Annotated in this window: 21 protein-coding genes and 1 pseudogene; 8 read left to right on the top strand and 14 right to left on the bottom strand. The window is 70.3% G+C overall.

Features of this window, described 5'->3' with window-relative positions; all coding sequences use genetic code 11:
• Positions 1–378 (top strand): annotated as a pseudogene (locus tag NLI01S_RS26105) (DUF262 domain-containing protein); the annotation flags it as partial.
• Between the two features lie 296 nt (positions 379–674).
• On the opposite strand, the gene NLI01S_RS20555 reads toward NLI01S_RS26105, so the two are convergent.
• Both NLI01S_RS20555 and NLI01S_RS20550 read right to left on the bottom strand, forming a co-directional pair.
• Positions 675–2132, bottom strand: a complete 1458-nt coding sequence (locus tag NLI01S_RS20555) for a plasmid pRiA4b ORF-3 family protein (protein WP_067607079.1) — start codon at positions 2130–2132, stop codon at positions 675–677.
• 108 nt (positions 2133–2240) lie between these two features.
• Positions 2241–2507, bottom strand: coding sequence for an SAM-dependent methyltransferase (locus tag NLI01S_RS20550; protein WP_067607076.1), 267 nt, complete (start codon positions 2505–2507; stop codon positions 2241–2243).
• Between the two features lie 296 nt (positions 2508–2803).
• On the opposite strand from NLI01S_RS20550, the gene NLI01S_RS20545 reads away from it, so the two are divergent.
• Positions 2804–3898, top strand: a complete 1095-nt coding sequence (locus NLI01S_RS20545) for a cytochrome P450 family protein (protein ID WP_067607094.1) — start codon at positions 2804–2806, stop codon at positions 3896–3898.
• Positions 3899–3974: 76 nt separating this feature from the next.
• Here NLI01S_RS20545 and NLI01S_RS20540 read toward each other — a convergent pair whose 3' ends face one another.
• Positions 3975–5285: an MFS transporter gene (locus tag NLI01S_RS20540; RefSeq protein ID WP_067607073.1), complete on the bottom strand. Its 1311-nt coding sequence runs from the start codon at positions 5283–5285 to the stop codon at positions 3975–3977.
• Positions 5286–5365: 80 nt separating this feature from the next.
• Positions 5366–6049, bottom strand: coding sequence for a GntR family transcriptional regulator (locus NLI01S_RS20535; RefSeq protein WP_067607071.1), 684 nt, complete (start codon positions 6047–6049; stop codon positions 5366–5368).
• Positions 6050–6216: 167 nt separating this feature from the next.
• On the opposite strand from NLI01S_RS20535, the gene NLI01S_RS20530 reads away from it, so the two are divergent.
• From NLI01S_RS20530 to NLI01S_RS25405, 3 genes are all read left to right on the top strand, one after another.
• Positions 6217–6924, top strand: a complete 708-nt coding sequence (locus tag NLI01S_RS20530) for an NUDIX domain-containing protein (RefSeq protein ID WP_067607069.1) — start codon at positions 6217–6219, stop codon at positions 6922–6924.
• Positions 6925–7022: 98 nt separating this feature from the next.
• The gene (locus NLI01S_RS20525; RefSeq protein ID WP_067607092.1) at positions 7023–7685 is read left to right on the top strand and encodes a histidine phosphatase family protein; all 663 of its coding nucleotides are present in this window, start codon (positions 7023–7025) and stop codon (positions 7683–7685) included.
• A gap of 362 nt (positions 7686–8047) precedes the next feature.
• Positions 8048–8347, top strand: coding sequence for a WhiB family transcriptional regulator (locus NLI01S_RS25405; RefSeq protein WP_084392750.1), 300 nt, complete (start codon positions 8048–8050; stop codon positions 8345–8347).
• 127 nt (positions 8348–8474) lie between these two features.
• On the opposite strand, the gene NLI01S_RS20515 is transcribed toward NLI01S_RS25405, so the two are convergent.
• A complete protein-coding gene (locus tag NLI01S_RS20515) occupies positions 8475–10283 on the bottom strand; it encodes an ABC transporter ATP-binding protein (RefSeq protein ID WP_084392748.1) in 1809 nt (602 codons plus the stop codon).
• Complete coding sequence (locus NLI01S_RS20510; RefSeq protein ID WP_067607067.1) at positions 10280–12037, bottom strand: ABC transporter transmembrane domain-containing protein; 1758 nt, start codon at positions 12035–12037, stop codon at positions 10280–10282. Before NLI01S_RS20510 ends, NLI01S_RS20515 begins: the two co-directional genes overlap by 4 nt.
• A gap of 372 nt (positions 12038–12409) precedes the next feature.
• Here NLI01S_RS20510 and NLI01S_RS20505 point away from each other — a divergent pair, with 372 nt between their 5' ends.
• The 3 genes from NLI01S_RS20505 to NLI01S_RS20495 all read left to right on the top strand — a co-directional run bounded on the left by NLI01S_RS20505 (position 12410) and on the right by NLI01S_RS20495 (position 16720).
• Positions 12410–14812, top strand: coding sequence for an ABC transporter permease (locus NLI01S_RS20505; protein WP_067607064.1), 2403 nt, complete (start codon positions 12410–12412; stop codon positions 14810–14812).
• 12 nt (positions 14813–14824) lie between these two features.
• Positions 14825–15619, top strand: a complete 795-nt coding sequence (locus tag NLI01S_RS20500) for an ABC transporter ATP-binding protein (protein WP_067607062.1) — start codon at positions 14825–14827, stop codon at positions 15617–15619.
• Between the two features lie 102 nt (positions 15620–15721).
• Positions 15722–16720: an ABC transporter substrate-binding protein gene (locus NLI01S_RS20495; protein ID WP_067607060.1), complete on the top strand. Its 999-nt coding sequence runs from the start codon at positions 15722–15724 to the stop codon at positions 16718–16720.
• 71 nt (positions 16721–16791) lie between these two features.
• Here the strand turns inward: NLI01S_RS20495 and NLI01S_RS20490 are convergent, their stop codons facing one another.
• The 8 genes from NLI01S_RS20490 to NLI01S_RS20455 all read right to left on the bottom strand — a co-directional run bounded on the left by NLI01S_RS20490 (position 16792) and on the right by NLI01S_RS20455 (position 26043).
• Positions 16792–17604, bottom strand: a complete 813-nt coding sequence (locus NLI01S_RS20490; RefSeq protein WP_067607058.1) for an ABC transporter ATP-binding protein — start codon at positions 17602–17604, stop codon at positions 16792–16794.
• Complete coding sequence (locus NLI01S_RS20485; protein WP_067607056.1) at positions 17601–18653, bottom strand: FecCD family ABC transporter permease; 1053 nt, start codon at positions 18651–18653, stop codon at positions 17601–17603. The genes NLI01S_RS20490 and NLI01S_RS20485 overlap by 4 nt, the downstream gene beginning before the upstream one ends.
• On the bottom strand, positions 18650–19696 hold the full coding sequence (locus tag NLI01S_RS20480; RefSeq protein ID WP_067607055.1) for a FecCD family ABC transporter permease: 1047 nt from the start codon (positions 19694–19696) through the stop codon (positions 18650–18652). Before NLI01S_RS20480 ends, NLI01S_RS20485 begins: the two co-directional genes overlap by 4 nt.
• Entirely contained in the window at positions 19693–20718 is a 1026-nt protein-coding gene (locus NLI01S_RS20475; RefSeq protein WP_067607085.1) for an iron-siderophore ABC transporter substrate-binding protein, read from the bottom strand. The genes NLI01S_RS20480 and NLI01S_RS20475 overlap by 4 nt, the downstream gene beginning before the upstream one ends.
• 571 nt (positions 20719–21289) lie before the next feature.
• Positions 21290–21619, bottom strand: coding sequence for a PRC-barrel domain-containing protein (locus NLI01S_RS20470; protein ID WP_067607053.1), 330 nt, complete (start codon positions 21617–21619; stop codon positions 21290–21292).
• Positions 21616–21984, bottom strand: coding sequence for a hypothetical protein (locus NLI01S_RS20465; RefSeq protein WP_223809319.1), 369 nt, complete (start codon positions 21982–21984; stop codon positions 21616–21618). The genes NLI01S_RS20470 and NLI01S_RS20465 overlap by 4 nt, the downstream gene beginning before the upstream one ends.
• Positions 21927–22511 carry a hypothetical protein gene (locus NLI01S_RS20460; protein WP_157091089.1) on the bottom strand — a complete coding sequence of 195 codons (585 nt, stop codon included), beginning with the start codon at positions 22509–22511 and terminating at the stop codon, positions 21927–21929. Before NLI01S_RS20460 ends, NLI01S_RS20465 begins: the two co-directional genes overlap by 58 nt.
• Positions 22512–22617: 106 nt before the next feature.
• Positions 22618–26043, bottom strand: a complete 3426-nt coding sequence (locus tag NLI01S_RS20455; protein ID WP_067607047.1) for a phosphodiester glycosidase family protein — start codon at positions 26041–26043, stop codon at positions 22618–22620.
• Positions 26044–26250 lie beyond the last annotated feature (207 nt).

Below are 26250 nucleotides of genomic sequence, written 5' to 3'. Positions count from 1 at the left end.
GGGCTTCGCGAGTGGGAGGAGCTCGGAGGGTCCTTCTCCTGGGGCAGCGGACAGGAGACCAGCTGTTCCTTGACCATGTGGGGTCGAGAAACCTCCAAGGACGAACGTTGGGCGCTGGTCTTCTACCCGGTGTCCGGTGTCGCGGAAGTGGTGTTCCAGCACCTGGCCCGACGTCCTCCGTTCAACAACGAAGAGACGCGCCGTGAGTTGCTGAAGCGCCTGAACGGTGTGTCTCGGATCGAGTTCCCGGAGGACGTGATCAGCCGACGGCCCAATTTTCCGCTGGAGGCTCTTCTGGGAAGCGGTGGGAGCGAGCTTCGCGAAGTGCTGGCCTGGTTCCACGAAGTCTGCCGAGCCTGGCAGATCAACCGCAGGTGACCGCAGGAGCGCTTCCAAGACCCCGCCCCGTCGAGCGTGGAACGGACCGGCCACGGTCCGAACATGAAGGTGGGGTGGTGGAGGCGGGATGGATTCGGCGTGGTCGACTCGTCCCCTGGTGACGCCGAGCAGGTTCAGTGGTCGCTGTGGTGCTCCCACGGGGGTGCACCACAGCGGCCGAAGGCGGGGCAACGTAGCGTGACCAGGCGGTCATCTCCACCACGACCTGTGAATTCTCGTATCACCACAGGTCGACTCACCGCCCCACCAGCGTTCGAGTCCTGTCGCCCACAAGTTCAGCGATGAAGCGCCGCCCGGGCGAACGCCACGCCCCGCGCGGTCGGCGCGGGGCCCCGGCCGAACGAGGTCCCCGTCCATCCTCCCAGGACGTCCAACACCACCCACGCTTCGTAGGCGGCGTCGTGGGCCGCCCCCGAATCCACCGGATCGCCCCCGCCCAGGCGCCAACCCATCGCGGTCAGGATGTCGGCGACGTCTTCGAACACGTCCCTGCTTTCGGCGGCCACGAGCAGGAACATCAGCAGGCATCCCAACCGCTCGACCTCGGCTCGGGGCGTGGGTGGCATCCGTTCGGCCAGGTGGTCCCAGAGCGCCCGGGAGTCGTCGCGCGCCGCCCGGCCCGCCTTGGTGAGCAGCAACCGCCCCTTGGACTTACGCAGCAGGCCCGACTTCTGCGCGGACTCGCGCAGGTTCAGGACCGGCAAGGTCTGGACTTCCCGGTTGGCCATGCCGAGCACTCTTCCCGTCAGGCCCAGGGCCTCAGCGGCTTCTCGCACACCGGCAGGAGGCAGGTAGCCGGCGCCGGTGAGCTTGATCCCGTCGTCGCCGACGTGCTCCAGCAGCCAGGAGTACGGTCCCACCGCCTTCGCCACGATGGCCGTGTCCTGCTCTTCCTCGCCCGGAGCCAAGGCTTTGGTGACCAGGACCAACAACCGGGTTTTCAACATCCGGCCCGGCACCGACTCCAGCAGGTCCCTGATCGGGTCCGGGAGGTCGTCGGGTAGCGGTTCTGACAGTGCCGCCAGAGTGGCGTTGACCGCGTCGATGTCGAACGGGACCGGGGTCCGATCCGGATCCTGGTCGTAGGCCTGCCGGTACTCGGCGAGCGCCTCGGCGTGCTGCGGGTGCTCGGGGTCGGTGGCGGCGCTGACGAACTCGTACCCGGGCACGCCACCGCAGTCCTCGGGTGGGGCGGCCCTCTTCCCGGCGGTGCACCTCGCGCGTGGTGCGCCCTCCTCGCGGGGAAGGACGGCCTGGAGGGTGAGCAGGTGTTCCCAGTCGTCACCGAAGTCGTACGTGTAGGCCAATCGGTCTCCCTTCTGGACCAGGACCTCGTCCAGGCGCACCTGTTCCTCGGGGATACCGGGTTTGCCCTCCTGGGCCTCGAACGGGCACAGGTACAGTTCGGCCTCACGGCTGTAGTAGGAACCACCGCTGGAGAACCCGTGCAAGTGGTAGTCCTCCCAACCGAACACGGCTTGCAGGATCGTGTGCACCTCGTTGAGGAACAGGTCCGAGTCCAACTCCAGCCCACGCCACAGCGGTGGTTCCGTGCCCTCGATCTCCACCCGCAGCCGGTAGGTCACCGTCTCCCGCCTGCGGGGGCGGCGCCGGGACGGACGGGGCGCCTCGTCGAACGGGCCGAACCCGAACGGGGATCCACTTCTGGACGCGGCGGCTCGCAGAAGACTCTCGAACCCATCCGGAACCGGAACGTCGTCGTGATCGCTCATGGGAGCAAAATACCGTCTACCCACGGCTACGAACCCGTCAACAGCGCCCTCGACGCGATTCCCTCTCCAGTTCGTTCTTCTCCCGCGCCCTGTGGGGCCGAACAGCGTTCAGGCCTTGCGGCCGACACCGCCGTACTGGTCGACCTCGGTGGGTTCCGTGTCACCTGCGACGGTGGGCCGCCGGCGGGTCACCGGGACCACGCCCGGATCGACGAGTTCGAGACCCTCCAGGTATCCGGCGATCCGTGCAGGACTGGGCGGGATGTAGGGGATGGCGCCGCCCTCGTTGTACTCGTCCTGGGCCTGGACGTTCTCTTGGACGTGGTCCAGGACCCCCATCAACATCGGACCCACCGGCCGTTCCAGGTCCAGCAACCATCCAGCCTCAGCGAGAACCGCCTCGGGCTCGTATTCGACCGGGGCCCTCGGGGAACCACGTTCCCCTTCAACGATGTCCCATACCGGCCATGTCCCCTTCTCATTTCGCTTCCCTCCCTAGCATGAACGCGGATCCGGTCCAGAACCCGACCGGCACCTTCGAACCCGCTCAGCGTGAAGGGAAACCCGTCTTGGCATCACGACTCCCCATCCTCCTTCCCCAGGACCTCAACAGGCAGTCGGCCCGACTGCGCGAGCTCGGACCCGTCGTCGAGGTGGAGATCGTCGGTGGCGTGACCGTTCGGGCGGTGACCGACCACGCGGTCCTGACCGAGGCGCTCGCCCACCCTGGAGTACGCAAAGAGCTGCGGCACTGGCGGGCGTGGAGCGACGGCGAGATCCCCATGGACTGGCCGCTGGTGACGTGGGTGGCCCCCGACAACATGCTCACCGCGGACGGGGACCGGCACCGTCGCCTGCGCGCCCTGGTCTCGCAGGCGTTCACCCCGCGTCGGGTGGAGGCGCTACGACCTCGGGTCGAGGCGATCACCGCCGAACTGCTGGACGGGATCACGGCGGCCGAAACCGAGACGGTGGACCTGAAGGAGGCGCTGGCGCTCCCCCTGCCCAACACCGTCATCTCCGAACTGTTCGGGGTCGCCCCGAAGCACCGGGGGACCCTGCACCGGCTGATGCACACGATCTTCGACGCGCGCACCACCCCGGAGGAGGCCGGCCGTGTCCACGGCGAGTTGCAGTCGTTCCTGGCCGGCCTGGCCGAGGCCAAGGCGCAGGATCCCGGTGACGACCTGACCAGCGCCCTGTTGGCGGCACGGGCCGAGGGTGAGGAGCGGCTGTCCCAGAGCGAACTGGTGTGGACGCTCATCTTGATGATCGGCGCCGGCTACGAGACCACGATGAACCTCATCGGCAACTCCGTGCACGCGCTGCTCACCCACCCCGATCAGCTGGAACTGGTCCGTTCCGGCCGGGCCTCGTGGGCGGACGTGGTGGAGGAGACCCTGCGCTGGGACGCGAGCATCCAGTACATGCCGCTGCGTTACACCTCCGAGGAGGTCACGCTGGGCGGCGTCACCGTGCCGGCCGGGGAGGCACTGCTCATGGGCTTCGGGCCGGCCGGGCGCGACCCGAAGCAGCACGGGGACGACGCCGAGGGGTTCGACCTGACCCGCGAGCAGCGCGGCCACCTGGCGTTCTCACGCGGACCGCACTTCTGCATGGGCGCCGGGCTCGCCCGCTTGGAGGGCGTCACGGCCTTGAAGATGCTGTTCGATCGCTTCCCCGACCTGTCCTTGGCGGGGGAGGCCGTGCGCGAACCCTCCATCGTGGCCAGTGGTTGGTCCGTCCTGCCCGTCCGCGTCTCCTGAGTCGCCCGCCCCGCCTCCACCCCGGCGGACACGTGTCCGTCGGTCCGTGGCCCGGGGTCGTCCACACCCGACCGTGTCAGGCCCGGGGCGCTCGGAGGTCCTCCGGGTCGGGTGCGGTGGGCAGGTGGCGGCGCCACGACAGCGCCACCACCACCACGCTCAGGAGCGCGAGCGCGGCCCCCACCGCGAACATGGTCGGGTAGTCGAACCAGTGGGCCAGCCCCGCCAACGCCGCGGGGACGAAGAAGCCCAGGTAGGCGAGCGAGTAGTAGACGGCGGTGAGCCCGGCCAACCGGTCGGGCCCCGCGATGCGCTGGACCTCTTGGAGGCCGGAGACCAGCAGCAGCCCGTAGGCGGCGCCGAGCACCGCGGCGGCCACCAGCGCCATCGGGACGGTCAGGGTGCTCGCCGCCCGAACGGCCAGGGCCATGCCGACCGCGGTCAGGCCCAGGGCGACCACGACCGCTCGGGAGGAGTGCGGGCTGTCCACCCATTTGGCCGCCTGCTGGCTGAGGACACCGAAGGCCAGCGCCACCAGGCACAGCAGTCCGGAGAACCCGACCTCGTAGCCGGGCACCCGGTGGGCGACCAGGTTGGGCAGGACCGCGTAGGCGGTGGCCGAGGCTCCGAAGACCCACGGTGCCATGGGCACGACCACCAGCAGGAACCGACGGTGCAGCGCGGCCGGGACCAACAGGTCGTCCAGGAGACGTCCCGGGGCGGCACCGTCTCCACGGTCCCGTCGAGAGTGGGTTTCGGGGGCGCGCGACATGACCACCGCCAAGAGCACGGTGAGCACGATGTTGACCACGTACGGAAGGACGGCGGACAGCGGGGAGAACTGGGCGATGGCGGCGGCGGCCACGGCCCCCAGCAGGAACCCGAGGGTCAACGAGAGCGAGGCCCGGACCGCTCCGGCCCCCGCCGACGCCTCGGGGTCGAACGGCTCCTGGGACAGTTCCTTGACCCAGCTCGTGCCCACGGCCATCACCAGGCCGAGCGCCAGTCCCGAGAACACGCGTCCGGCGAACAGCAGGGCCACCGAGTCAGGGCCCGAGGCCAGCAGGGCGCTGCCGATCACGCACAGGATCGGTGCCGGGATCATGAGGGGGCGGCGCCCGTAGCGGTCGGACAGCGGGCCGCCGACCAGTAGCGCGGGCACGATCCCCAGCACGTAGGCGCCGAGCAGGATGTTCACGGTCTGCACGCTCATGCCGCTGTCGAGGCGGTACATGACCAGCAGCGGAGTGAACTCGTTGCCGCCCCAGGCGACGGCGAAGAGCATCCCGCAGGCGGCGAACCACCCGGGAAGTCGACGTCGGGCGGTCCCGTCCGTGTTCCTTCCATCGCGTGCGGGACGGGGTCTGTGGGCCTCGATCGTGGCCATGGTCGCTGCTTCCTCCTGCGTTTCGGGTTCAGGGAGGGGGTAGGGGCCGGATTCGTGTCCGAGGGTTCAGGGGGTGGGGGTCACACGGTGGAGCCGTGGATGTCGTTCAGGTGTTCGGCGGTGGCCCGGGCGAACCCCTCGGCGTCTCCCGCCTCGATGAGCTCCGTCAGCCCGGCGTGCTGGGCGAGCACGAGCTCCGCCCGGTCGGTGTCGTCGCTGATCGACTGCGTGGTCATCCGCCGGTGGCGGTCTTGGAGGAGTTGGTAGAAGTTCTGGAGGATCGAGTTCTGGCCGGCCGCGACCACCTCTCGGTGGAACTCGACGTCGGCGCGGGTGAAGGCGGCGAGGTCGTCCGCCTCCCAGGCTCGCCTTTGTTCTTCGGTCACCTCGCGCAGGCGTCGCACCAGGCGCTTGGAACCGCCCTTGGACGCGCACACGCTTCGGACCGCGGCGGACTCGATGATCTGGCGCGCCTGGAGCACCTCGCGGAACTCGTGCGGTGGCACCGGCCGGACCATGGCGCCGCGTTTGGGGTACAGGCGCATCCAGCCCTCGGCCTGGAGTTGCAGGAAGGCCTCGCGCACCGGGGTCCGGCTCATCCCCAGTTCGGTGGCGATCCGACCTTCGCTGAGCATGCTGCCGTCCTCGTACTCTCCATCGAGGATCCGATCGCGGACCACGGTGTAGGCCCGACCCGCCGCCGATTCGGGGGTGGTGGCCGCTCCGACCACCGGCCCTTGCCCTTCGACACCGCTCGCGCTCACGAGACCTCCCAGGTTGGATACAACATAGATACTAGTCGTACACCAGATGTCCCGACCACGTCCCCTCATGGTCGGGGCCTTGGAAGCGGTGACGGCCGGACCGCGAAGGGCAGGAAGAACTCGGAGGCGGCCGGGACGACGGCCGACCCGGACCCCGAAGGAGAAGGATGACCGTGGAACCGATGGTCGACGTGCGCTTCGACGACACCGGACTCGTCGCCACACGAGCACACGGGGAGGATGGAACCTACCGGCTTGTCCGGCCCGGCCACAGTGGCCCGGACGGCACGCGTTGTTCCCTGTCCCTCGCTGAGGCGTTACACGCCCGTATCAGGCCGGTGGGAAGCGCCGAAACCGTGCTCCGGGAGTGGGTGCGGGGCGGTCCGATACCCGCGACGGTGCCTTGGGACGACCCGGCGGCCACCGACCCGGTCCGTGTCCGGGCCGGTGCGATCGTGATCCGAGACGACCTCGTGTTGCTCATCGAATTCGAGGATGAGGGGGAACCGTTCTACGAGATCCCGGGTGGCGGGGTCGAGGAGGGCGAGACGCCCCGGGCCGCGGTGCTCCGGGAGCTATGGGAGGAGACCCGGCTGGCGGGAACCATGGCCCGGGAGGTCGCCCACGTGTGGAAGGACGGCCGCCGCGAGCACTACTTCCTCCTGGAGGCCGAAGGTGAGGTCGGGGCCCTGGAGGACCTCGACACCGGTGGTGGTGTCCCCCGCTGGATCCCGGTGGACCGTCTGCCCACCACCCCCGTCTGGCCGCGGCGACTCGCCTGGCGTATCGCGCACTGGTACGCGGCGGGATGGCCGACCCGACCGACCGAACTCGCCGACAGCATCCGGGACCTTCGGGCCCCCTGCGACTGGTGAACACCGTGGCGCTCGGGTCCGCCCGTGCGGTGTGATTGAGACCAACCGCACCTCGTCCCCACTCGGCTTCCGTGGCGTCGATGGCCGACCATGAGGGCATGCGCCTTTCCCTTCTTCGTCATGGTCAGACCCCCTCGAACGTCGCCGGCCTCCTCGACACGCTCGCTCCGGGCCCAGGGCTCACACCCCTGGGTCACCGCCAGGCCGCGGCGGTGCCGAACGCGCTCCAAGAGCGCGAGATCGACGCGCTCGTGGTCTCTCCGCTACTGCGCACCCACCTCACCGCGGCTCCCCTGGTCGACACCTTCGGCAAGGAGGCCGTGATCATGGAGGGGGTGCGCGAGGTCGAGGCCGGTTCGCTGGAGATGGGCGCGGATCCGGCGGCGCACCGGACCTACGTGGACACGGTGTTCGCCTGGGCCCGCGGCGACGTGGACCTGCGCATGCCGGGTGGTTCGGACGGGCGAGCCTTCTTCGAGCGCTACGACGAGGCCGTGCGTCGGATCGCCGAGCAGGGCTGGGAGGACGTCGTCGTGGTCTCCCACGGCGCCGCGATCCGTTCCTGGGCCTGCGCCCGTGTCGCCGGTATCGACCTCACCTCGGTCGCGCGCACCCCGCTGGCCAACACCGGACTGGTCGAGATCGAGGGCGACCCCGACTCGGGTTGGCGCCTTCTCGGTTGGAGCAGCGGCCCGATCGGCGGCGCCCACCTGCTGAACCAGGACGGCAGCGACCCGACCGGCGAGGCCGTCAGCGCCTGAGCCCCGTCGACCGAAGCGGTCGGCCGAACGCGACTCTCGTCACCGTGCGCTCGACACACGAGGTCAGATTTCCATAACGTTCGGACGACCCATCGCGCATTGACCGGACAGCCCGAAGCAATGGTGGCATGATGACGGGCACGAGGCGGGCGGAAGCCGTCACCACTTCCGCCGCCGATTCGCGTGAGAAGTCCCCGCCGACCGCGTTCGCCTCAGCGGCCGCCCTTCTCCGCGCCCGCACATCGCACGATATCCGCGCCGTAGGCGTCCCTTCGGCGTATTGGCGATCGCGCACGGCGATCAGCCATCGGTGACCCGTAATCGCCCTCTTGGCCTGTGTTGTTCGAAAAGGTGGTTCCCACATGTCCCGGCCCCGTCGTCGTTCCGCGTTGCTCCCGACCCCGAGCTGGGGGTGGCAGGACGCCGCCGCCTGCCGAGGCGAGGACCTCGCGCTCTTCTTCGGTCCCGAAGAGGAGTCCTGGCCCCAGCGCGAGATGCGTGAGCGGCGGGCCAAGCAGGTTTGCGCGGGGTGCCCGGTGCGCGTCTCCTGTCTGGACCACGCGGTCTCACGCCCGGAGAAGTACGGCACCTGGGGTGGCCAGAACGAGGACGAGCGCACCTCCGAGCGTCGCCGTCGTCTGCGCCGCGCCAACGCCGCCTGAGCCCCTTCGAGGTTCTTGTCCCACGTTCCGGCCCCGCGCTCGTCCAAGTGCGGGGCCGGAGCGGCGTCGAGCCCCTGATCGACTTCCTCCCCATGGCTGAAGCAGGGGCTGCGCCGCTAAGAATCGATCAGCCTTGCCAGCTGCGCCAGAGACGGGCGTAGCGCCCCTCCAAGGCGACCAGTTCCTCGTGCGGCCCCTCCTCCACGATTCGGCCCTGGTCCATGACGACCACCCGGTCGGCGGTGGCCGCCTGGGTGAGCCGATGGGCGACCACCAGGGTGGTGCGGCCCTTCGTGGCGGCCGCGGCGGCCCCTTCCAGCCGGCGGGCCCCGGAGCTGCCGGCCTCGGCGGTGGCCTCGTCCAGCACCGCCAGGTCCGGGTCGGCCAGCGCCAACCGGGCCAGGGCCAGGTGTTGGGCCTGTTCGGCGGTGAGGGCGTGTCCACCCTCGCCCACCACGGTGTCGATCCCCTCGGGCAGGGCACGCACCCAGTCCAGGGCTCCCACCGTCTCCAGCGCCTTCTCGATCTCGGCGGCGGTGGCCTCGGCGCGGGCCAGACGCAGGTCCTCCAGGAGGGTTCCGGCGAACACGTGGGTCTCCTGGCTGAGCAGGAACACGTGCTCGCGCACCCGTTGCTCCCCCATCTCCTCCAGGGGGATCCCGCCCAGGTACACGTTGCCCGAAGTGGGCGTGCGCAGCCCGCTGACCACGGCGGCCAGGGTGGTCTTGCCGGCTCCGCTGGCCCCCACCAGGGCCACGCGCTCGCCCGGGGCGACGGTGAGCGAGACCCGGTCCAGGGCCTTGGGCGCGTCGGCGGCGTAGACGTGGCTCACCGCGTCCACGCGCAGGGACGACCCGGCCGGTCCCTCCTCGGCGTCGGGGTCCTTCGCCTCCGGCAGGTCCACCACCCCGGCCAGGCGGGCCAGGCTCGCCCCCGCCTGCTGGACGTCGTTGAAGGTCATCACCAGGAACCCGACGGGTCCGAACAGCCGGTGGAAGTACAGGGCGGCGGCGGTGACCATCCCGACGGTGGCCAGGTCTCCGCGCACCAGCCAGAACCCGACGACGAGCACGGCGCCCAGGCCGACCAGTTCGGATCCGTTCATGCGGGCACCGAGCCTGGTGAACAGGCGGAACACGTCCAGGGTGAGTCGCATGGCGCTCAACGAGCGGTCGGCGATGCGTTCCTCGTGTTCGGCCTCCAGCCGGTAGGCGCGCACGGTGTCGCGTCCGCGCAGGGCCCCCATCATGGCGTGCGAGCGCTCGCCCATGGCGACGCGTTCGCGGGCGTAGAAGGGACCCGAGAGCGGCATGTACCAGCGGAGCGCCCACACGTAGAACGGCAGTGCGGCCAGTCCGGCCAGGCCCAGGCGCCAGTCCAGGGCGGCCATGCCCGCGGTGGTGAGCACGACGGTGGCCAGGGCGGTGACGACCTCCGGGCCGTTGCGGGCGATGGCGTTGGTGACCACGGCGACGTCGTCGCCCACACGGGAGAGCAGGTCGCCGATGCGCACGCGTTCCAGGCGGACGGCGGGCATGTGCAGGACGCGGCGCATGACGCGTTCGCGCAGGCGGGCCAGGATGGTCTCGCCGAGCCGGCTGACCTGCCAGGCGCCCAGTCCGACGAGGACGCCACCGATGGCCGCGGCGGCGGCGATGAGCGCGGCCGAGCGCAGGATGGTCTCGGCCCCGGCGCCGTTGGAGATGTCGTCGACCATGCCGCCCAGCACCCAGGGGGCGACGAGTCCGGCGGCACTGCCGGCCAGGACGGTGAGCAGCGCCAGGGCGGAGGTCGCGGGGTGGGCGCGCAGCCCTTCGAGGAATACCGCCCAGGTCCGGCGGGCCGTGGCCGTGGGCAGCGGTTCGGTGCTCGCGGATGGGACTCGGGGGCCGCCGAGGGGATCCTCGACCTCGTGGTGGATGGTGTCGGTGCTCAACGCAGGACCGCCTCGCGGTAGTGGGGGTCGTCCTCGGCCAGTCGGATGTGGGTGTCCTCCGCGCGTACGCGCCCCTCGCGCAGGACCAGGACGCGGTCGGCGCGGGCCAGCAGTGCCGGGCTGCTCGCGATGACGATGGTGCCGCCGCCGTGGGCGGCGCGCAGCGCGGCGGTGCCCCGGGCGATGGCCTCCTCGGTGACGGCGTCGACCGCGGTGGTGGGGTCGTGCAGGACGAGCACGGGTGGGGCGGCGGCCAGCGCGCGGGCCAGGGCCACGCGTTGGCGTTGGCCGCCGGAGAGGTTGCCGGCGCGGTCGGTGACGGGGCGGTCGAGGCCGTCGGGGTGGCCGGTGACGAGTTCACCGGCGGCGGCCGCGTCGAGTGCGGCGAGCAGGCGGTCCTCGTCGAGGTCGGCGGTGGTCAGGTTGGAGCGCAAGGTGCCCTCGAACAGGAAGCCGCCGTGTTCCTCGACCAGGACGGTGCCGCGCAGGGAGGCCAGGTCGAGATCGGTGAGGGGGACACCGGCGATCAGGGTGGTTCCACGGGCGTCGGCGGCGCGACCGGCCAGGAGGTCGACGAGGGCCTCGGCGTCGCGGGGGTCGGTGGCGAGCACGCCGAGGAACTCGCCGGGGCGCAGGGTGAGGTCGACGCCGTCCAGGGTGCGGTGGCCGACCTCGCGCAGTTCGACCAGGGGTTCGTGTTCGGGCAGGCCTTCGCGCAGGGTGATCTCACCGGGGGTGACTGCGTCGGGGGCGTTGAGCAGCCGCACCAGGCGTCGGGCGGAGGCGCGGGCGATGGCGAACATCTGGCCGACCATCCCCAAGGCCTGGACGGGTTCGGCGAGGAACTGGGCCAGGCCGACGACGATGATGAGTTCGCCGATGGTGAGGTGTCCTTGGAGGGCCATCCATCCGGCGGCACCGGCCACGCAGGCCAGGAAGACGGCGCCCGACGCGGTGACCAGTCCCTTGTAGACGCCGTTGCTGGCGGCGGCGCCGACCGACGCGGTCAGGGCGTGGTCGCTGGCCTGTCGGTAACGCAGGGAGGCGTTGTGGCGGGCACCGATGCCCATGAGCACGCGCAGGCCGCCGACCAGGTCGGTGGCCATGGCGGTGGCGCGTGCGGCGGTGGCCTGCTTGGCCTCGGTGCGTCGGGCGATGCGTGCGGCGGGCACACGCAGCAGCAGGAGCATCAGGGGCAGGCCCAGGAGCACGCCGAGACCGAGCGGGACGTTGATGGTGAGCAGCACGATGGTGGTGACCGTGATCGCGGTGCCCTGGGCGATGCCCACGGCCCAGGCGCGGGCGTAGGTGGCGGCCTGTTCGGCGTCGGAGGTGGCCACGGACAGCAGCTCGCCGGAGCGCAGACCGCTGCGTTGTCCTCGGGGGTGCAGCACGCGACGGGCCGATTCCAGGCGCAACAGGTGGGCCTCGCGTTCGACGACGCCGAGGGTGAGGCGGGCGCCGGTGCGGTAGGCCAGGGCCAGGCAGGTGAAGAGGAGGATCAGCCCGGACACGCACCACAGCAGGGCGGTGATGTCGCCGGTGGCGACGGCCGTGTCGATGGTGAGGCCGATGACGACGGGGACGAGCGCCTCGCACAGTTGGTGCGTGGACAGCAGGGCGACGCCGAGGGTGATGCGGCCGCGGTGCCGACGCAGGGAGCGTGAACGTAGGGCGGCCGCACTGGTGGGGACGGGTTCGGATGAGGTGGGGCAGGCGGGTTCCGGAGCGGCCCGTCCCTCGGCTGTGGTCATGTTCGTCCGTCGTCCCTGATCGTCGTTTTCTCGGTGGCCGTTTGGGGGTCGCCCCTGGCTCAGGGTAGTCAGGTCGGGCGGCACACCCGACCATGGGATGTGCGATTCGACCCCGTATGACCGCTTCTCCCGGCAGACCATCGGTAAGCCTAACCTCACTCACCGTGGGTGTCGACGTGCCCGGGACACCGCCTCGCCCCGGACCCTTACCAGGGCGCGAACCCTCGGTATAATCGGGGTTCCCGCCGCCACGAGGCGGGGTCCTCCCCCGATGTGCCCGACCCTCGCATCGGCCTACGTTGATCGGACGGGTTCCCTTCTCGGAACCCGCGGACCGGCACTCGAACGGCTGAACGAGGCAGGGAGATCACGGTGGAGACGAAGGGCTCCTTGTATCTGCGCTACGCGTACAACGACCTGACCGGGAACAAGGGCGTGCACCTGGCGCTCCTGGTGGTGCTGACGCTCAGCGCGTTCCTCATGGCCACCGGTGCCATGGTCATGGAGCGCACGCTGGGGTCGGTCGACGAACTCTTCGAGCAGGCCAGGCCACCCCACTTCCTACAGATGCACGTCGGCGACATCGACGACGACGCCCTGGAGCGCTTCGCCGACCGACACCCGGAGATCGAGGCCTGGCACGTCGTCGAGGCGGTCGGATTCGACGGCGCGGCCCTGTCCTGGGAGCGCTCCCCCACCGGCGGGTCCGGCGACCTCTCCGACAGCCTCATCGACCAACTCTTCACGACCCAGAACGAGGAGTTCGACCTCCTCTTGGACGAGACCGGTGCCGCACCGCGCCCCGCCCCCGGTGAAACCTACCTCCCGGTGGCCCACCGCACCGCCTTCGACCTGCGGGTCGGCGACGAACTCAGGATCGCCACCGACTCCGGCTCCCTGGAACTGCGTGTGGCCGGGTTCGTGCGCGACGCGCAGATGGCCTCGTCACTGTCCTCGGCGACTCGGTTCGTGGTCTCCGAGGCCGACTTCGAGACGCTGGAGGGCGCGGGCGGCGGCACTCCCGAGAGCATCGTCGAGTACCGACTGAACGACGCCGGTGCGGCCGCCGACCTCCAACGCGCCTACGAGGCGGACGATGCCCTGCCCAAGAACGGGCAGGCCGTCACCTATCAGATGATCCGCCTGGTCAACGCGTTCGGTGACGGCCTGGTCGCGGTGGCGTTGGTGTTCGTGGGTCTGCTGCTCATCGTGATCGCGCTGCTCAACGTGCGCTTCGTTATCCGCGGAACCTTGGAGGACGAGGTCCGCGAGATCGGCGCGATGAAGGCCATCGGTCTGCCCGATCGGGCGATCTCCGGGCTGTACCTGACCAAGTACGGCGTCCTGACCGCCCTGGCGTGTGTCCTCGGGGGCCTGGCGGCGCTCGTGGCCACGGGTCTGCTCACACGGAGCGTGCAGGTCGACTACGCCGACGCGCCGCTGGGCCTCGCCTCGTTCGTGGTGCCGGTGGCCGCGCTCGCCCTGGTGTACGCGTTCGTCCTGCTGCTGTGCCGGGCCGTCCTGCGCCGGGTCCGTCGGATCGAGGTCGTGGGCGCCCTGGTCCACGGCAGTGTCCTGGGCGAGAGACGGGCCGCGCGCCGGGATCGCAGGCGGGCGCGACGGGCGCGCGGCACCGTCCTCGCCTCGACCGGCGGGCTGGGGGTGAACGGCCGGCTGGCCCTGCTGGACCTGCGCGCCGAGGCCGGCCAATGGGTGCTGCTCCCCCTCGTGTTCTTCCTGGCCACCGTGTTGATGACGCTGCCCGCCAACCTGCTCGGCACCTTCGAGAGCCCCCGCTTCGTCACCTACATGGGTGCCGCGGAGAGCGACGTGCGCGCCGACCTGCTCTTCTCCGAGGACGTCGACGAGGTCCGCGACGAGCTGCTGAGGAACATGCGCGAGGACGAACGCCTGACCGACGTGCGCGCCTTCTCCACCCTGCTGTACGAGACCCGGGGCGAGGAGGGGTGGGAGACCCTGCGGGTGGAGGTGGGCGAGCACGACCCCGACGCGATCGCCTACGCGTACGGCGGGAGCCCCGGCCCCGGCGAGATCGCCCTGTCGGTGCTGAACGCGGACGAGTACGGGCTCTCGATCGGTGACGGGTTGGCCGTGCGCCGGGGCGGGGAGGAGACCACGCTCACCGTCAGCGGCGTCTACCAGGACGTCACCAGCGGTGGGTTCACCGCCAAGGCCCATGGCGAGGAGGCCACGGGGGCGGCCGGTCACGTGGTCTACGCGAACACGGTCCCGGGCACCGACGCCGCCACCATCGCGACGGAGTACGACGAACGTTTCGACACCGCCACGGTGATTCCGATGCGCGAGTACGTGCGCCAGACCCTGTCGCAGGTGACCGGGGCCCTACAGAGCGCCACCCTGGTCTCCTTCGTCTTCGCGGTCGGGGTCGCGGCGCTCATCACCGGCCTGTTCCTGCGACTGCGTCTGACCCGGGAGCGCACGCGGATGGGCGTACTGTCCGCGATCGGCTTCTCCACCGGGGAGATCATCGCCCAGGTGCGCGGCAAGACCCTCCTCGCCGTGGTGGTCGGCACCGTCCTGGGCACCGTGTTCGCGGCCACGGCGGGAGAACCCATGGTCGGTTCGCTGCTGTCCGCGGCGGGACTGGGGCTCGCGCACCTGGAGTTCCTACCGAACCCGTGGCTGGTGTACGTGGCCTGTCCCCTGGCCCTGATCACCACCGGACACCTGATCGCCGTGGCGCTCACCGCGCCGCTCCGCCGCGTGGACAAGAGCACGTGGCTCCGAGGTTGAAAGGACCCCGCCATGACACGGCCCACGACGGATCCCGGGACGGAGCCGGCGCGGATCGCGCTGGCCTCTCGGGGCCTGACCAAGACCTACCACTCCACCGACCCGCCCACCCGGGTCATCGACGATGTCGACCTGTCCGTGGCGAGCGGGGAGTTCCTCGTCGTGATGGGCACGTCCGGTTCGGGCAAGTCGACGCTGCTCTACACGATCAGCGGCATGGACCGACCCACCGAGGGGAGCGTGCTGTTGGAGGGGCGGGACCTGACGTCCCTGGACGACCGGGAGATGAGCCGGGTCCGGTTGACGCGGATGGGGTTCGTCTTCCAGCAGGCGCACTTCCTCGCCAACCTGAACATCGGCGACAACATCCTGTTGCCCGCCCTTCAGGCCGCCCCCAAGGACAAGAAGGGGGCGATCGCCCGCGTGGACGCGCTGCTGGAGCGGTTCGGGATCGCACACGTGCGCCGGCACGGCGTCACCCAGGTATCCGGCGGCCAGTTGCAGCGGGCGTCGATCTGCCGCGCCCTGGTGTGCGAGCCGTCCCTGCTGTTCGCCGACGAACCCACCGGCGCGCTGAACAGCAGGATGACCGAGGAGGTGATGGACGCGCTCACCGACGTGCACCGGTCGGGAACGACTCTGGTCATGGTCACGCACGACCCGGGTTGCGCGGCGCGGGCGGATCGTGTGGTCTACCTGCGCGACGGGGCCTTGGTGGACTCGCGTGAGATGGGGACCTGGAGCCCGGAACGGGCGAGCGAGCGCGAGGACGACCTGATCACGTGGCTGCGCGGCCTGGGATTCTGAACAGATGGTGTTCCCCGAGTTCACATAGGCCCCGGGATGGCGATAACCTGGCCAAATCACGCTTAGGCAAGGCTAAGCTAAACGCCATTCAGCGAGGTTCCATTGATCCCCGGTCCACCCACCCGTCTCGGCATGATCGCCGCCGGCGCCCTGTCCACCGTCCTGCTCGCCGCCTGTGGTGGCGGGGGCACGGACTCCTCCGATTCCTCCGGTCCGACCGCCGAGGGCTACCCCGTCACCGTCGAGACCCTGTTCGGTGACGTGGAGATCGAGGACCACCCCGAGAACGTCGTCGCGATGGGCTGGTCGGACGCCGAGACCGCGCTGGCCCTGGGCGTACAGCCGGTGGGCGTGGCCGACTGGCAGGCCTACGGAGCGCCCTACGTGGGCCCCTGGGCCGCCGAGCTGCTCGACTCCGAGCCGACCGAGGTCGGCACCATGGAACCGAACCTGGAGTCCATCGCCTCCCTGGAGCCGGACGTCATCCTCGACACCCGATCCGACAACTCCCAGGAACGCTACGACCTGCTCTCCCCGATCGCCCCCGTGGTCGGTCCACCCTCCGACGTGGAGGTCACCTACGGCACCACCTGGCAGGGTCAGACCCGCCAGGTCGCCCAGGTCCTGGGCGAGGAGCCGCGGGGAGAGGAGCTCATCACCGAGCTGGAGGACCGGTTCGCGCAGCTGCGCGAGGAGAACCCGGAGTTCGAGGACATGACCATCGCGGTCGGCGCCTACTTCGACGGCCAGTACGGCGCCTACGTGCCCGGCGACACCCGCGTGGACGTGCTCACCGAGCTGGGCTTCGAGTACAAGCCCGAGCTGGAGGAGATGGCCGACGGGGCGTTCTACGTCGATCTGAGCTCGGAGCTCGTCGAAGAGCTGGACACCGACCTGACCGTGGTCTTCCCCATCGGTGACACCGCCGACTTCCTCAACGAGGACCCGGTCCTACAGGGCATCCCCGCCGCCGAGGACGGCCGGCTGATCGTCCTGGAGGACCCGCAGCTGGCCAACGCCTTCTCCAGCGGTTCCACCCTGGGCGTCCACCACGCCCTGGACGAGGTCGTCCCGATGATCCAGCAGGCCCTGGAGGGTTGACCCTTCACGAGCACCGAAAAGGGGGTTCCCACCACGTGGCGGGAGCCCCCTTTTTCGTGCGCCGATCGGGGTCAGCCGGCCTCCACGACCTCGTGGTGTCGGCCGATGGGCAGCATCAGCGGCTTGCCGGAGGTGGGGTCGACGATGATGCGACTGCGCAGCCCGAATACCGCCTCCACCGTCTCGGGGGTGAGCACCCGCTCGGGCGTCCCCTCCGCGTGCAGCCGCCCCCGTGCCAGGGCGACCAGGTGGTCGGCGTATCGGGCCGCCAGGTTGAGGTCGTGCAACACCAGCACGATCGTGGTGCCCAGCGACCGGTTGAGGTCGGTGAGCAGGTCCAACACCTCCACCTGGTGACTGACGTCCAGGAACGTGGTGGGCTCGTCCAGCAACAACAGATCGGTGTGCTGGGCCAGGGACATCGCGATCCACACCCGCTGACGCTGTCCCCCCGACAACTCGTCCACGGGCCGGTCGACCAGGTCGGCGATGCCGGTGGCGTCCAAGGCCTCGGCGACGGCCTCGTCGTCCTCACGACTCCACCGGGACAGCACCCGCTGGTGAGGGTGGCGGCCACGTCCGACCAGGTCACCGACGGTGATGCCCTCCGGGGCGATCGGCGACTGCGGAAGCAGACCGAGCGTGCGAGCCACCTCCTTGGAGGGCATCCGGTGCACCTGCTCACCGTCCAACAGCACCCGCCCTCCCTTGGGCGCCAGCAGCCGCGACATCGACCGCAGCAGGGTCGACTTGCCGCAGGCGTTGGCGCCCACGATCGCGGTGATCCGGCCGGGCGGGATGGCCAGGTCCAGGGCGTCGATGACGACGCGGTCCTGGTACCCCAGGGTGAGGTCCTCGACGATCAGCGAGTGGTCCTTGGTCACAGGGATCCTCCGGCGCGGTTGGTGCGGACGATGAGGTAGACGAGGTAGGGGGCGCCGAGCACGCCGGTGACCACACCGACCGGGAAGCGCGTGCCCAACAGGAACTGGCCGACCAGGTCGGCGACCAACACCAGCAACGCCCCCACCAGGGCCGAGGGCAGCAGCAGGGACCCGTTGGGGCCCACCAGACGGGCGGCGATGGGGCCGCACAGGAACGCCACGAACGCGATGGGACCGGCCGCGGCGGTGGCGAAGGCGATGAGTCCCACGGCGGCGGTGACCGCCGGTAACCGGGTGCGGTTCACCCGTACGCCCAGGGCCGACGCGGTGTCGTCGCCCAACTGGAACAGGGCCAGGTTCTGGGCCTGGGACAACAACACCGGGCCGATGAGGACCAGGGCGACCACCACCGGCAGGACCTGGTTCCAGTCGGTGCCGTTGAGACTGCCGGTCAACCAGCGCATGGCCTCCTGTAGGTCCCAGTCGGGCGCCTGGTCCAGGACGTAGGAGACGAGGCTGTCGAGCATGGCGGCCACACCGATGCCGATGAGGATGAGCCGGGTCCCGGCCACCCCTGCCTTGAACGACAACAGGTACACGAGGGTGGACACACCCAGCGCCGCGACGATCGCCACCACCGACACCGCGGTGCCGCTCAGCCCGAGCATGACGATCGCGAAGACGGCGGCGGCACTGGCCCCGGAGCTGATCCCGATGATGTCGGGACTGGCCAGCGGGTTGCGCAGCATGGTCTGGAAGGTGACACCGGCCAGGCCGAAGCACATCCCGGCCACCACGGCGAGCACCGCTCTGGGCAGACGCAGTCGCCCGACCGTGAAGGAGGCTCCGGGTACGTCCTGGCCCAGGACCACCCGCCACACGTCACCGAGCGGGTAGAAGGTCTTCCCCACCATCAGGGTCAGCACGAACACGGCGACGACGAGCACGGCCAGGACCACGATGACCGTGCCCCGCCTGCGCGCGCGGCGCAGGCGGCCCCGGGTCACGGACTCCAGGGTGGACCCGGTGGTGGGCAGGGACGGAATCACAGGGCACGGACCTTCTGACGGCGGACGATGTAGATGAAGAACGGGGCGCCGACCAGCGCGGTCACGATGCCCACGTCGATCTGGGCGGGTCTGGCCACGATCCGGCCGACGATGTCGGCGGCGGTGAGCAGTGCGGCCCCGCCCAAGGCGGAGAAGGGGACCAGCCACCGATGGTCGGGACCCACCAGCAGCCGGCACATGTGCGGAACCACCAGACCGACGAAGGCGATGGGGCCGGTGACCGCGGTCGTGGCCCCGCACAGCACCACGGCGCCCAGGGACGCGGTCCCGCGGGCCACGGCGACGCGTTCGCCCAGGCCGGCGGCGAGGTCGTCGCCCAGCGCGAGCATGTTGAGCCCGCGCGCGCAGAACAGGCACAGCACGAAGCCCACCGCGACGAACGGCAGGATCTGGTTCAGGCTGTCGTAGGTTCCGCCGCCCACCCCGCCGATCTGCCAGGAGCGCACTCCCGTGGCCAGGTCGTTGCGCGGCAGCACGACGGCGCTGATGAACGAGGCCAGGGCCGCGGAGGTCGCCGTTCCGGCCAGGGCCAGTTTGAGCGGGGTCGCGCCGCCCCGTCCCAGGGAGCCGATCACGTAGACGAACACGGCGCTGGCCCCGGCGCCGACGATGGCCACCCACACGTAGGAGGCGGCAGAGGTCAGACCGAAGGTGGCCATGCCCACGACCACGGCCAGGGAGGCGCCCATGTTCACACCGAGGATGCCCGGATCGGCGATCGGGTTGCGGGTCACGCCCTGCATGACGGTGCCGGCGACGCCCAGGGCGGCGCCGGCGAGCACGGCCAGCAGGGTGCGGGGGATGCGCTTGGCCACGGCGGCCTGGTCGAAGCCCTCCGCCGAACCACCGAGGGCGGCCACGATGTCGGCCCAGTCGACCTCGCGCGAGCCCACGGCCACGGAGGCGAACATCAGGGCGGCCAGGACCAGGGCCAGGGCCGGCAGCCAGAGGGCCCGCAGCCGCCGGGGGCGTCGCACGGCGGCGACGTCCCCGGCGGGCGACGGGGTGAGGGTCGAGGTCACTGCGCCCCGTCCGCGGCCTCGGCCAGCAGCGACACGTAGTCGTCCAGGACCCAGGAGATGGACAGCGGGGTGGGGTTGGCGGCGGTGCCCAGGGGGTCGTCGCCGGGCAGGTTCACCACGGCGCCGTTCTCGACGGCGGGCATCTGGGACAGCAGTTCGTCGCCCTCCAGGGACTCGACCAGGTCGTCACCGCCGTAGGTGACGATGATGTCGACGTCGTCGAAGACGTCGGCCTGCTCGGCGGTGCGGGTCAAGGCGAACTGGTCGGTCTCGGCGGTGGCGTCGGCGATGCTGCCGGGGGTGGCCATTCCCAGGTCCTCGAAGAACATCGCCCGGGTGTCGTGGGCGGTGTAGAAGCTGACCTCACTGAGGTCGGTGGTGTCCACGTGGGTGAGGAACATGGTGGCCTGTCCCTCGATCTGCGAGTACTCGGCCGCGGTGGCCTCGATCTCGGTCTCCAGCTCGCCGATGAGCTCTTGGCCCTCTTCCTCCAGGCCCAGGCCCTTGCTGTTGAACTCGATCATCTCCCGCCAGGCGGTGCCCCACGGGGTCTCGGGGTAGGCGACGACGGGGGCGATCTCGCTGAGGGTGTCGTACTCCTCCTGGGTCAGGCCGGAGTAGCCGGCCAGGATGACGTCGGGGGCGGTGTCGGCCACGGCCTCGAAGTCGATGCCATCGGTCTCGTCGAACAGCACGGGGGTCTCGGCGTCGAGTTCCTCCAGCTTCTCCTCCACCCAGGGCAGGACGCCGTCGTCGTTGTCGTCGCCGAAGTTGGCGGCGGCCATACCGACGGGGACCACGCCCAGTGCGAGGGGGACCTCGTGGTTGGCCCAGGCGACGGTGGCGACGCGCTCGGGCTGGGACTCGATGGTGGTGGTGCCCAGCGCGTGCTCGATGGTGATCGGCGTCCAGTCCCCGGAGGTCTGGGCCTCCTCGTCGGGGGTGTCCGAGGAGCAGGCCACGAGTCCGACCGCCAGCAGCGCGGCCGTGGAGAGTGCGGCCGTCCTTGTCACGTGGCGCATGGTGTCCTTTCGGTTGTGGGGCGAGGGATGCCCCCGGAGTCCGCGCAACCCGCCCTTGAGCGCATGGCCCATCGGTTCGACGCGGCGACGTTCGGTGAGGTCATGGGGACGCGCCGAGGAAGGCCGCTCGGTGCGCGCACCGAGGACCACCCCGAAAGGTAAGGGTTGCCTAACCGAACTTAGAGCGCAAGACTCGACCACGCAATCACGCAGATGTGACACGCATGTTCGCGAAACGGACACTTGGCAGTAATTCGCCCCCGAAATCCCGCTTCGGAAGTCAGGGAATCTCTGACGGGCCCGAAGTGCTCACGGCGGAATTCGTGGCGCGGGGGTGACGTGCGCTCGCCCGCCGGGTGGGCGCTCCGCACGAGCACCGACGCACCCGGAAACGACGCCGAAGACACGTCTGCGCCCCTGGCCTTCGACCTGGTGGGAGGCCGAACTCGTCGCGGATCCACGCTCACTCCACCTGCGCTACTCGGAGGGTCCCGAACAGGATCGGAAGCCCGTCAAGGCGGGGTCCCACCGACGGCTGAACCGTCCGACGTCTCCCCCGCCGACGAGCCGCTCAGGAGTCCTGTCGCCAGTGACCCGGCAACGACCCGTGATCCACGGCGATCTCCACGTGGTCCTCCTCCAGGGCCACGACGTCGGCCCACCTCACGTAGCGTTCGTGACGGCGGAGCCACTTCAGGAGTCGTTTCCAGGGCATGGGCGCTTGCAGGGAGTCGCCGTATCCGAAGCGCCCGCCGACCGCGGAACGCCCCAGCACCAACCCCAGGATCGTGTACACGCCATCTCGATGGTCGACGACGATGTCGTGGACGATCCCCGCCTGTTCGCCGTCGCGGTCGATGACCCGCAGTCCCAGGATCGCGTTCGCGCGCAGCCGCCTCATTTCCGCGCTCCCGGGATTCGGCCGATCACATGAAGTGCCACCCACTTCTCCAACGGATGCATCCCCTCCGGAGCCCTCGTGGAGAGCACAGTGGTGGGGGCGAACTCCTCGACGTGCTCCACCGGAATGGCGATGGAACCCTCCTTCTGGGGTCGGAGCCGTTCCACGACCGCCTCCCAGTAGCGACCGAACCGACCGGAGATGCGGCCACCGATCGCCGCGGTGTCGATGATCAGCGCGGTCATGTTCGGCTCCCCTCCCTGCCCTTCCGGCCGAGTGAACTCCACGTCGTCGACCTTGCCCAGGTTCACCCCGTCACGGTCCACGACCTGGCGGTCCAGGACCGTGAAACCGATCCTGAACACGGTCCCTTCTTCTTCGGACATCTCACTGCCCCGCCTTCGTGTAGATCATCAGGGGGATGGACGCCACGGACACCACGCACAACAACACCAGGTAGAAGGACGCGAGGACGTTGACGAACCGCGATGCGCAGTTCGGCGAGCGTGTTCACCACCGTGTCGCACAGGGGCACCAACTCCTCGCGCAGGGCGTCGGCCTCGGAGGTGGGCGGCTGTCGGGTTCCGAAGGTCTTCGAGATCGAGCGGGCCGCCTCCTCCGCGCTCTCGACGGTGGTTCCCAGGTAGGTGGAGGTCGCCCCGTCCGCCAGGCGGACGTCGCCGAGCATGGCTCCGGTCTCGGCCGCGGAGATCAGTTCGGTGATGCTCTGCTCGGCGGTGTTCCGGTAGGCGGAGAAGGTGGGGGTGGGTGCCGTGCACCCGGCGACCAGGAGCAGGACCAACGACAGTCCGACCAGGAGGGACGTGGTGACGCCCACCGAGCGCCGATGGAGCCCTGAGGGGTCCGGTGAGGGCACTGAGGTCTGGGACACCCCAAGACCATAATCAGGAGTAACTCGGTCAACACGGATAGCCACGCCCTTGGTGGCCGGTTCGGGCCCCACGGGGCACGACCGTGGGGCCCTCGTCGGCCCGAGGTCAGGGCGTCAACTCGATGGTGACCTCTTCGGTGACGCCGTTCACGGTCACGTCGAGTTCGATGGTCGCCTCTGCCAACGCGCTCAACCGGCCGGTCCGCGGATCGAAGACGGCCACGTGATCGGCGTCGGCCTCGTCGACCGGCCCGATGTGGACGTCCTCGGAACCGGACCAGTCCGCGCTCACCGGGTGGGCGACCGGCAGCGCGGTGCCGTCGTTGTCCACCGTCGCGGTGACCTCGGCCCCCTCCCCGACCGCGACCGAGGTCGGCGCCTCCACTTCCAGCCCGTCCACGTGGGGGCGCGTTTGGGTCCTCACCCAGTCCGACGCGGGATCGCCGTCGGTGTCGATTCCCCACAGCGACCAGCCGGTGAAGCCACCGTCCTCGGGGCCGGCCGAGGGGTTCTTGCCCGCGTTGCCGTTGACGACGTAGGGCACACCGTCCACCCGGTCGGCGTGGAAGACGCCGACGTGCGCACCGATGAACGCCACGCCCTTACCGGTGTCGGATTGGAAGTCGGCCAGCCAGTTCTCGACGGTGGTCGCCTCCTTTCGGTCCGACAGCTCGCTCGCCCTGGAGGGCAGCGGATCGCGGAAGGGCACGTGCTGGGCCACCACGATCGAGGTCACGTCGGGGTCCTCGGCGGCGGCGTCGAGTTCCTCGCGCAGCAGCGGCAGTTGCGACCAGTCGCCGGCCTTGTAGGAGAGCCGCGCCGTGTCCAGGAGGATGAACCTGGTGCCGTGGTGGTCGACCACCCGTCGGGGCTGCCCGAACGCGTCCCGGAAGTTGTCCAGCGTGCCCTCGGAGACCTCGTGGTTGCCCGGTACGTAGTAGTAGGGCAGCTCGCCCTCCAGCTCCTCGTCGAGGATGCTGAGAGCCAACGCGAAATCCTCCGGCGCGGCCTCGTCGACGAGGTCGCCGTTGATGATGAGGAACTCGGCGTCGCTCTCTCGGATCTCGCGGAGCGCGCGCCGGGTGTTGGCGACGATCTCGCTGTCGGGGTCTCGGGCCACGAACTGGGCGTCGGACAACACGGCGAACCGCCAGTCCTGTCCGGCCACGGACTCACCCGGCGCCACCACCGGATCGACGACCGGTTCGGTGGGCGGCACGTCCAACGGTGGCGGCACCATCGCGGTCAGGTCGTCGACGATCACCTCGCCGTGGTAACCCGCGTCGGGTTCGGTCTCGGCGAAGTAGATCCGGCGCAGCGAGATCGGGTATCGCGTGCCCGGCGGCACTTCGAAGGACACCTGCCGCCAACCAGGTTCGTCGAGGTAGCCGGCGCGCATCGCGGGCAGCAACCGACCGGTCCCGTCCCAGACCTGCATGCTCGCCCACTCCCCGTTGCCCTCGGAGTGCACCCAGGCACGCAACTCCCGCGGTCGGCCGGGGATCTGGAGTTCCTCGCCCGGCGGCAGGGCGCCGCCGGTACGGGTTCCGGTCGAGGTGGTGAAGTCGTAGGTCAGACCGACCCCGCCGCCTTCTCGGCCCTGGGCCACCGAGACATCCCCTTCGGCGCGCTCACCGAAGTAGGACCAGTCGGCCGCGTCCTCGAAGTCGGCGACGACGACCTCGTCCAGGCCGACGGTGACCGCGAGGGTCGTCTCGACCTCACCGACCCGGATCGTGGCGAGCGTGGCTCCGCTGTCGGTGGCGGCCCGGATCTCGAACCTCCCGTCCTCGGTCACCGAGATCTCCGCGACGGACTCGTCGATGCTCGTTTCGACGTCGGCGGTCTCGATCGGCGCGGTGAATCCGTCGGTGTCGTAGCCGATGACCTCGATCACGGCGGCGGCCTCGGCGTCGGTGAGTCCCACCCGTTCGGGTGTGGTCTCGATCCGGGTGAGCTCGCCCAGCACGGTCAGGTCGATCTCGCCCGTGGCGCCGCGTTCCCTGGCGGTGACGGTGGCGGTGCCGGCCGCGTGCGCGGTGAACACGCCCTCCCGATCCACCGAGCCGACCCCGTTGTCGTCGGAGCGCCAGATCGGGTCGCTCTCCACCGGCGCGTAGGTCTCGTCATGGCCGGCCGCGGTGAGCGTCCGGGTCAGGCCGGAAAAGACCCGGTCGGGTCGGCTCGGCGCGACGTGGCCGGAGCCCTCGGCGCGTTCGGGTTCGACCCGGGTCCGCACCCAGAACCCGTCGAGCCGGCCGCTGCCCTGGGGTGCGAACAGGGCGAGCCCGTTGGGTACGGAGCGCTCCTCCCCGTCGGAGGGCCGGTTCTCGACCTGGACACGGTCCCCACCCGGGGTGCGCGCGACCATGGTGGCCGATCCGCCACCGTCGAGGTTGACCGCGGTGTGCGCGCCGGCCTCGACCATCATCTGGCCCAACTCGTCCAGGCCCACGCCCTCGGCGAAGGACGGCTGCCGACCGTCGACGCTGAGCAGGTACATCCGCGAGCCGTCCTCGGAGAAGCCGATGGCCATGCGCGGGGCGCCCGGGGTGTTGTCGTTCTCGCTCGCCTCTTGGGCCCGCCCGTCGACGACGAGCATCTGACGGCCGTTCAGCGCGGCGTGGATCTCCTGGTCCTGGGCGGCCCTCGCGTCGTAGTCGATGCCGACCGCGTCGCCCACCTCCAGTTCGGACAGGGTCTGGGCGCCGTCCTCCCGGCCGACCAGGACGAAGGCGTCGTCGGCGATCTCTCCTTCGCGCGGCTCGTCCACGATCTCGGTGACCACGCCGTCGGTGACCACGACCTCCAGCGCCCGCGTCGCGTCCTCGGTGGCCCGACAGCGGCAGTAGCTTCCCCACAGCGGGGTGAACGCGGCGATCTCGCCCGTGCCCAGCGCCGGCTTGTTGATCGCGTCCAGCGACGGTGTCTCGCCGGTGGGCAGCTCGACGGTGCCCTCGAAGAACACCTCGCCGATCGAGCCGAGCCCGTCGGGGGTGAAGATCGCGGCGGATTCCCGGTAGTCGCCGGCGATCGGCGACTGGATCAGTTCACCGTCCTGCACGGCCACGCCCTGCGAGGCGCCGGAGGCGTTGATGTCGAAGAAGTCGCCGTTGACCGCGGCGACCGCTTCGACCTCGTCGGCCTGCTCGCTCACCGGCGCGGTTTCGGTCACCTGTCCGGGGAACAGGTAGTCCACGCCGACTCCGCCGGTGAGGTCGGTGGTCAGCAGGTCGCCCCGCAACCAGTTGGGCGTCCCGGTGTAGGCGTCGGGCCCGTAGGAGTCGAAGGAGGTCAGCGTGACACCGGGGGCGACCGGGCGTTCGGTCTCGAAGGTCTCCAGTCTCGGCGCGGGGTCCTCGGCCCGGGCGACCGAGCCGGCCGGTGGGATCTCGACGGTCTCGCTGAACCCGGTGCGCTCGCGCGGATCGTCGGTGTCCGCGCTCGCGACCGAGGTGAGGGTGAGGGCCAGAGCGGAGCCCGCGGCCACGATGGCACGCGTGCGTGAACGAATCGACCACCGGCGATCCATGGGAAGCCTCCGGGCGGGGGATGTACGGGGGAACCCTTTGCGTTGACTTCCTACCACCGAGCGGTCCTCTTGGGTAGGAAGTCAACACGCCCCGAATTCCGCGCGACTCCTCGGACCGGACCGGCGATGTGCCGGGCACCTGCGCAAAAACCCCTTCGCCGTCGCCGCCGGGCGGGCCGCCTCCCGCACGGATTTCATCCGGGCGCG

The sequence above is a fragment of the Nocardiopsis listeri NBRC 13360 genome, assembly GCF_001570765.1.
GTDB lineage: Bacteria > Actinomycetota > Actinomycetes > Streptosporangiales > Streptosporangiaceae > Nocardiopsis > Nocardiopsis listeri.
Note: the sequence above shows the minus strand (reverse complement) of the source record. Positions and strands in the feature narration are given on the sequence as shown.

What these genes read in the sequence shown, in the direction of transcription:
- NLI01S_RS20510 (WP_067607067.1), bottom strand. Translation starts at nt 12,037, where the DNA reads ATGACCACAGCCGAGGGACGGGCCGCTCCGGAACCCGCCTGCCCCACC.
- NLI01S_RS25405 (WP_084392750.1), top strand. Translation starts at nt 8,048, where the DNA reads ATGTCCCGGCCCCGTCGTCGTTCCGCGTTGCTCCCGACCCCGAGCTGG.
- NLI01S_RS20555 (WP_067607079.1), bottom strand. Translation starts at nt 2,132, where the DNA reads ATGAGCGATCACGACGACGTTCCGGTTCCGGATGGGTTCGAGAGTCTT.
- NLI01S_RS20475 (WP_067607085.1), bottom strand. Translation starts at nt 20,718, where the DNA reads ATGCGCCACGTGACAAGGACGGCCGCACTCTCCACGGCCGCGCTGCTG.
- NLI01S_RS20455 (WP_067607047.1), bottom strand. Translation starts at nt 26,043, where the DNA reads ATGGATCGCCGGTGGTCGATTCGTTCACGCACGCGTGCCATCGTGGCC.
- NLI01S_RS20525 (WP_067607092.1), top strand. Translation starts at nt 7,023, where the DNA reads ATGCGCCTTTCCCTTCTTCGTCATGGTCAGACCCCCTCGAACGTCGCC.
- NLI01S_RS20540 (WP_067607073.1), bottom strand. Translation starts at nt 5,285, where the DNA reads ATGGCCACGATCGAGGCCCACAGACCCCGTCCCGCACGCGATGGAAGG.
- NLI01S_RS20500 (WP_067607062.1), top strand. Translation starts at nt 14,825, where the DNA reads ATGACACGGCCCACGACGGATCCCGGGACGGAGCCGGCGCGGATCGCG.
- NLI01S_RS20530 (WP_067607069.1), top strand. Translation starts at nt 6,217, where the DNA reads ATGACCGTGGAACCGATGGTCGACGTGCGCTTCGACGACACCGGACTC.
- NLI01S_RS20470 (WP_067607053.1), bottom strand. Translation starts at nt 21,619, where the DNA reads ATGAGGCGGCTGCGCGCGAACGCGATCCTGGGACTGCGGGTCATCGAC.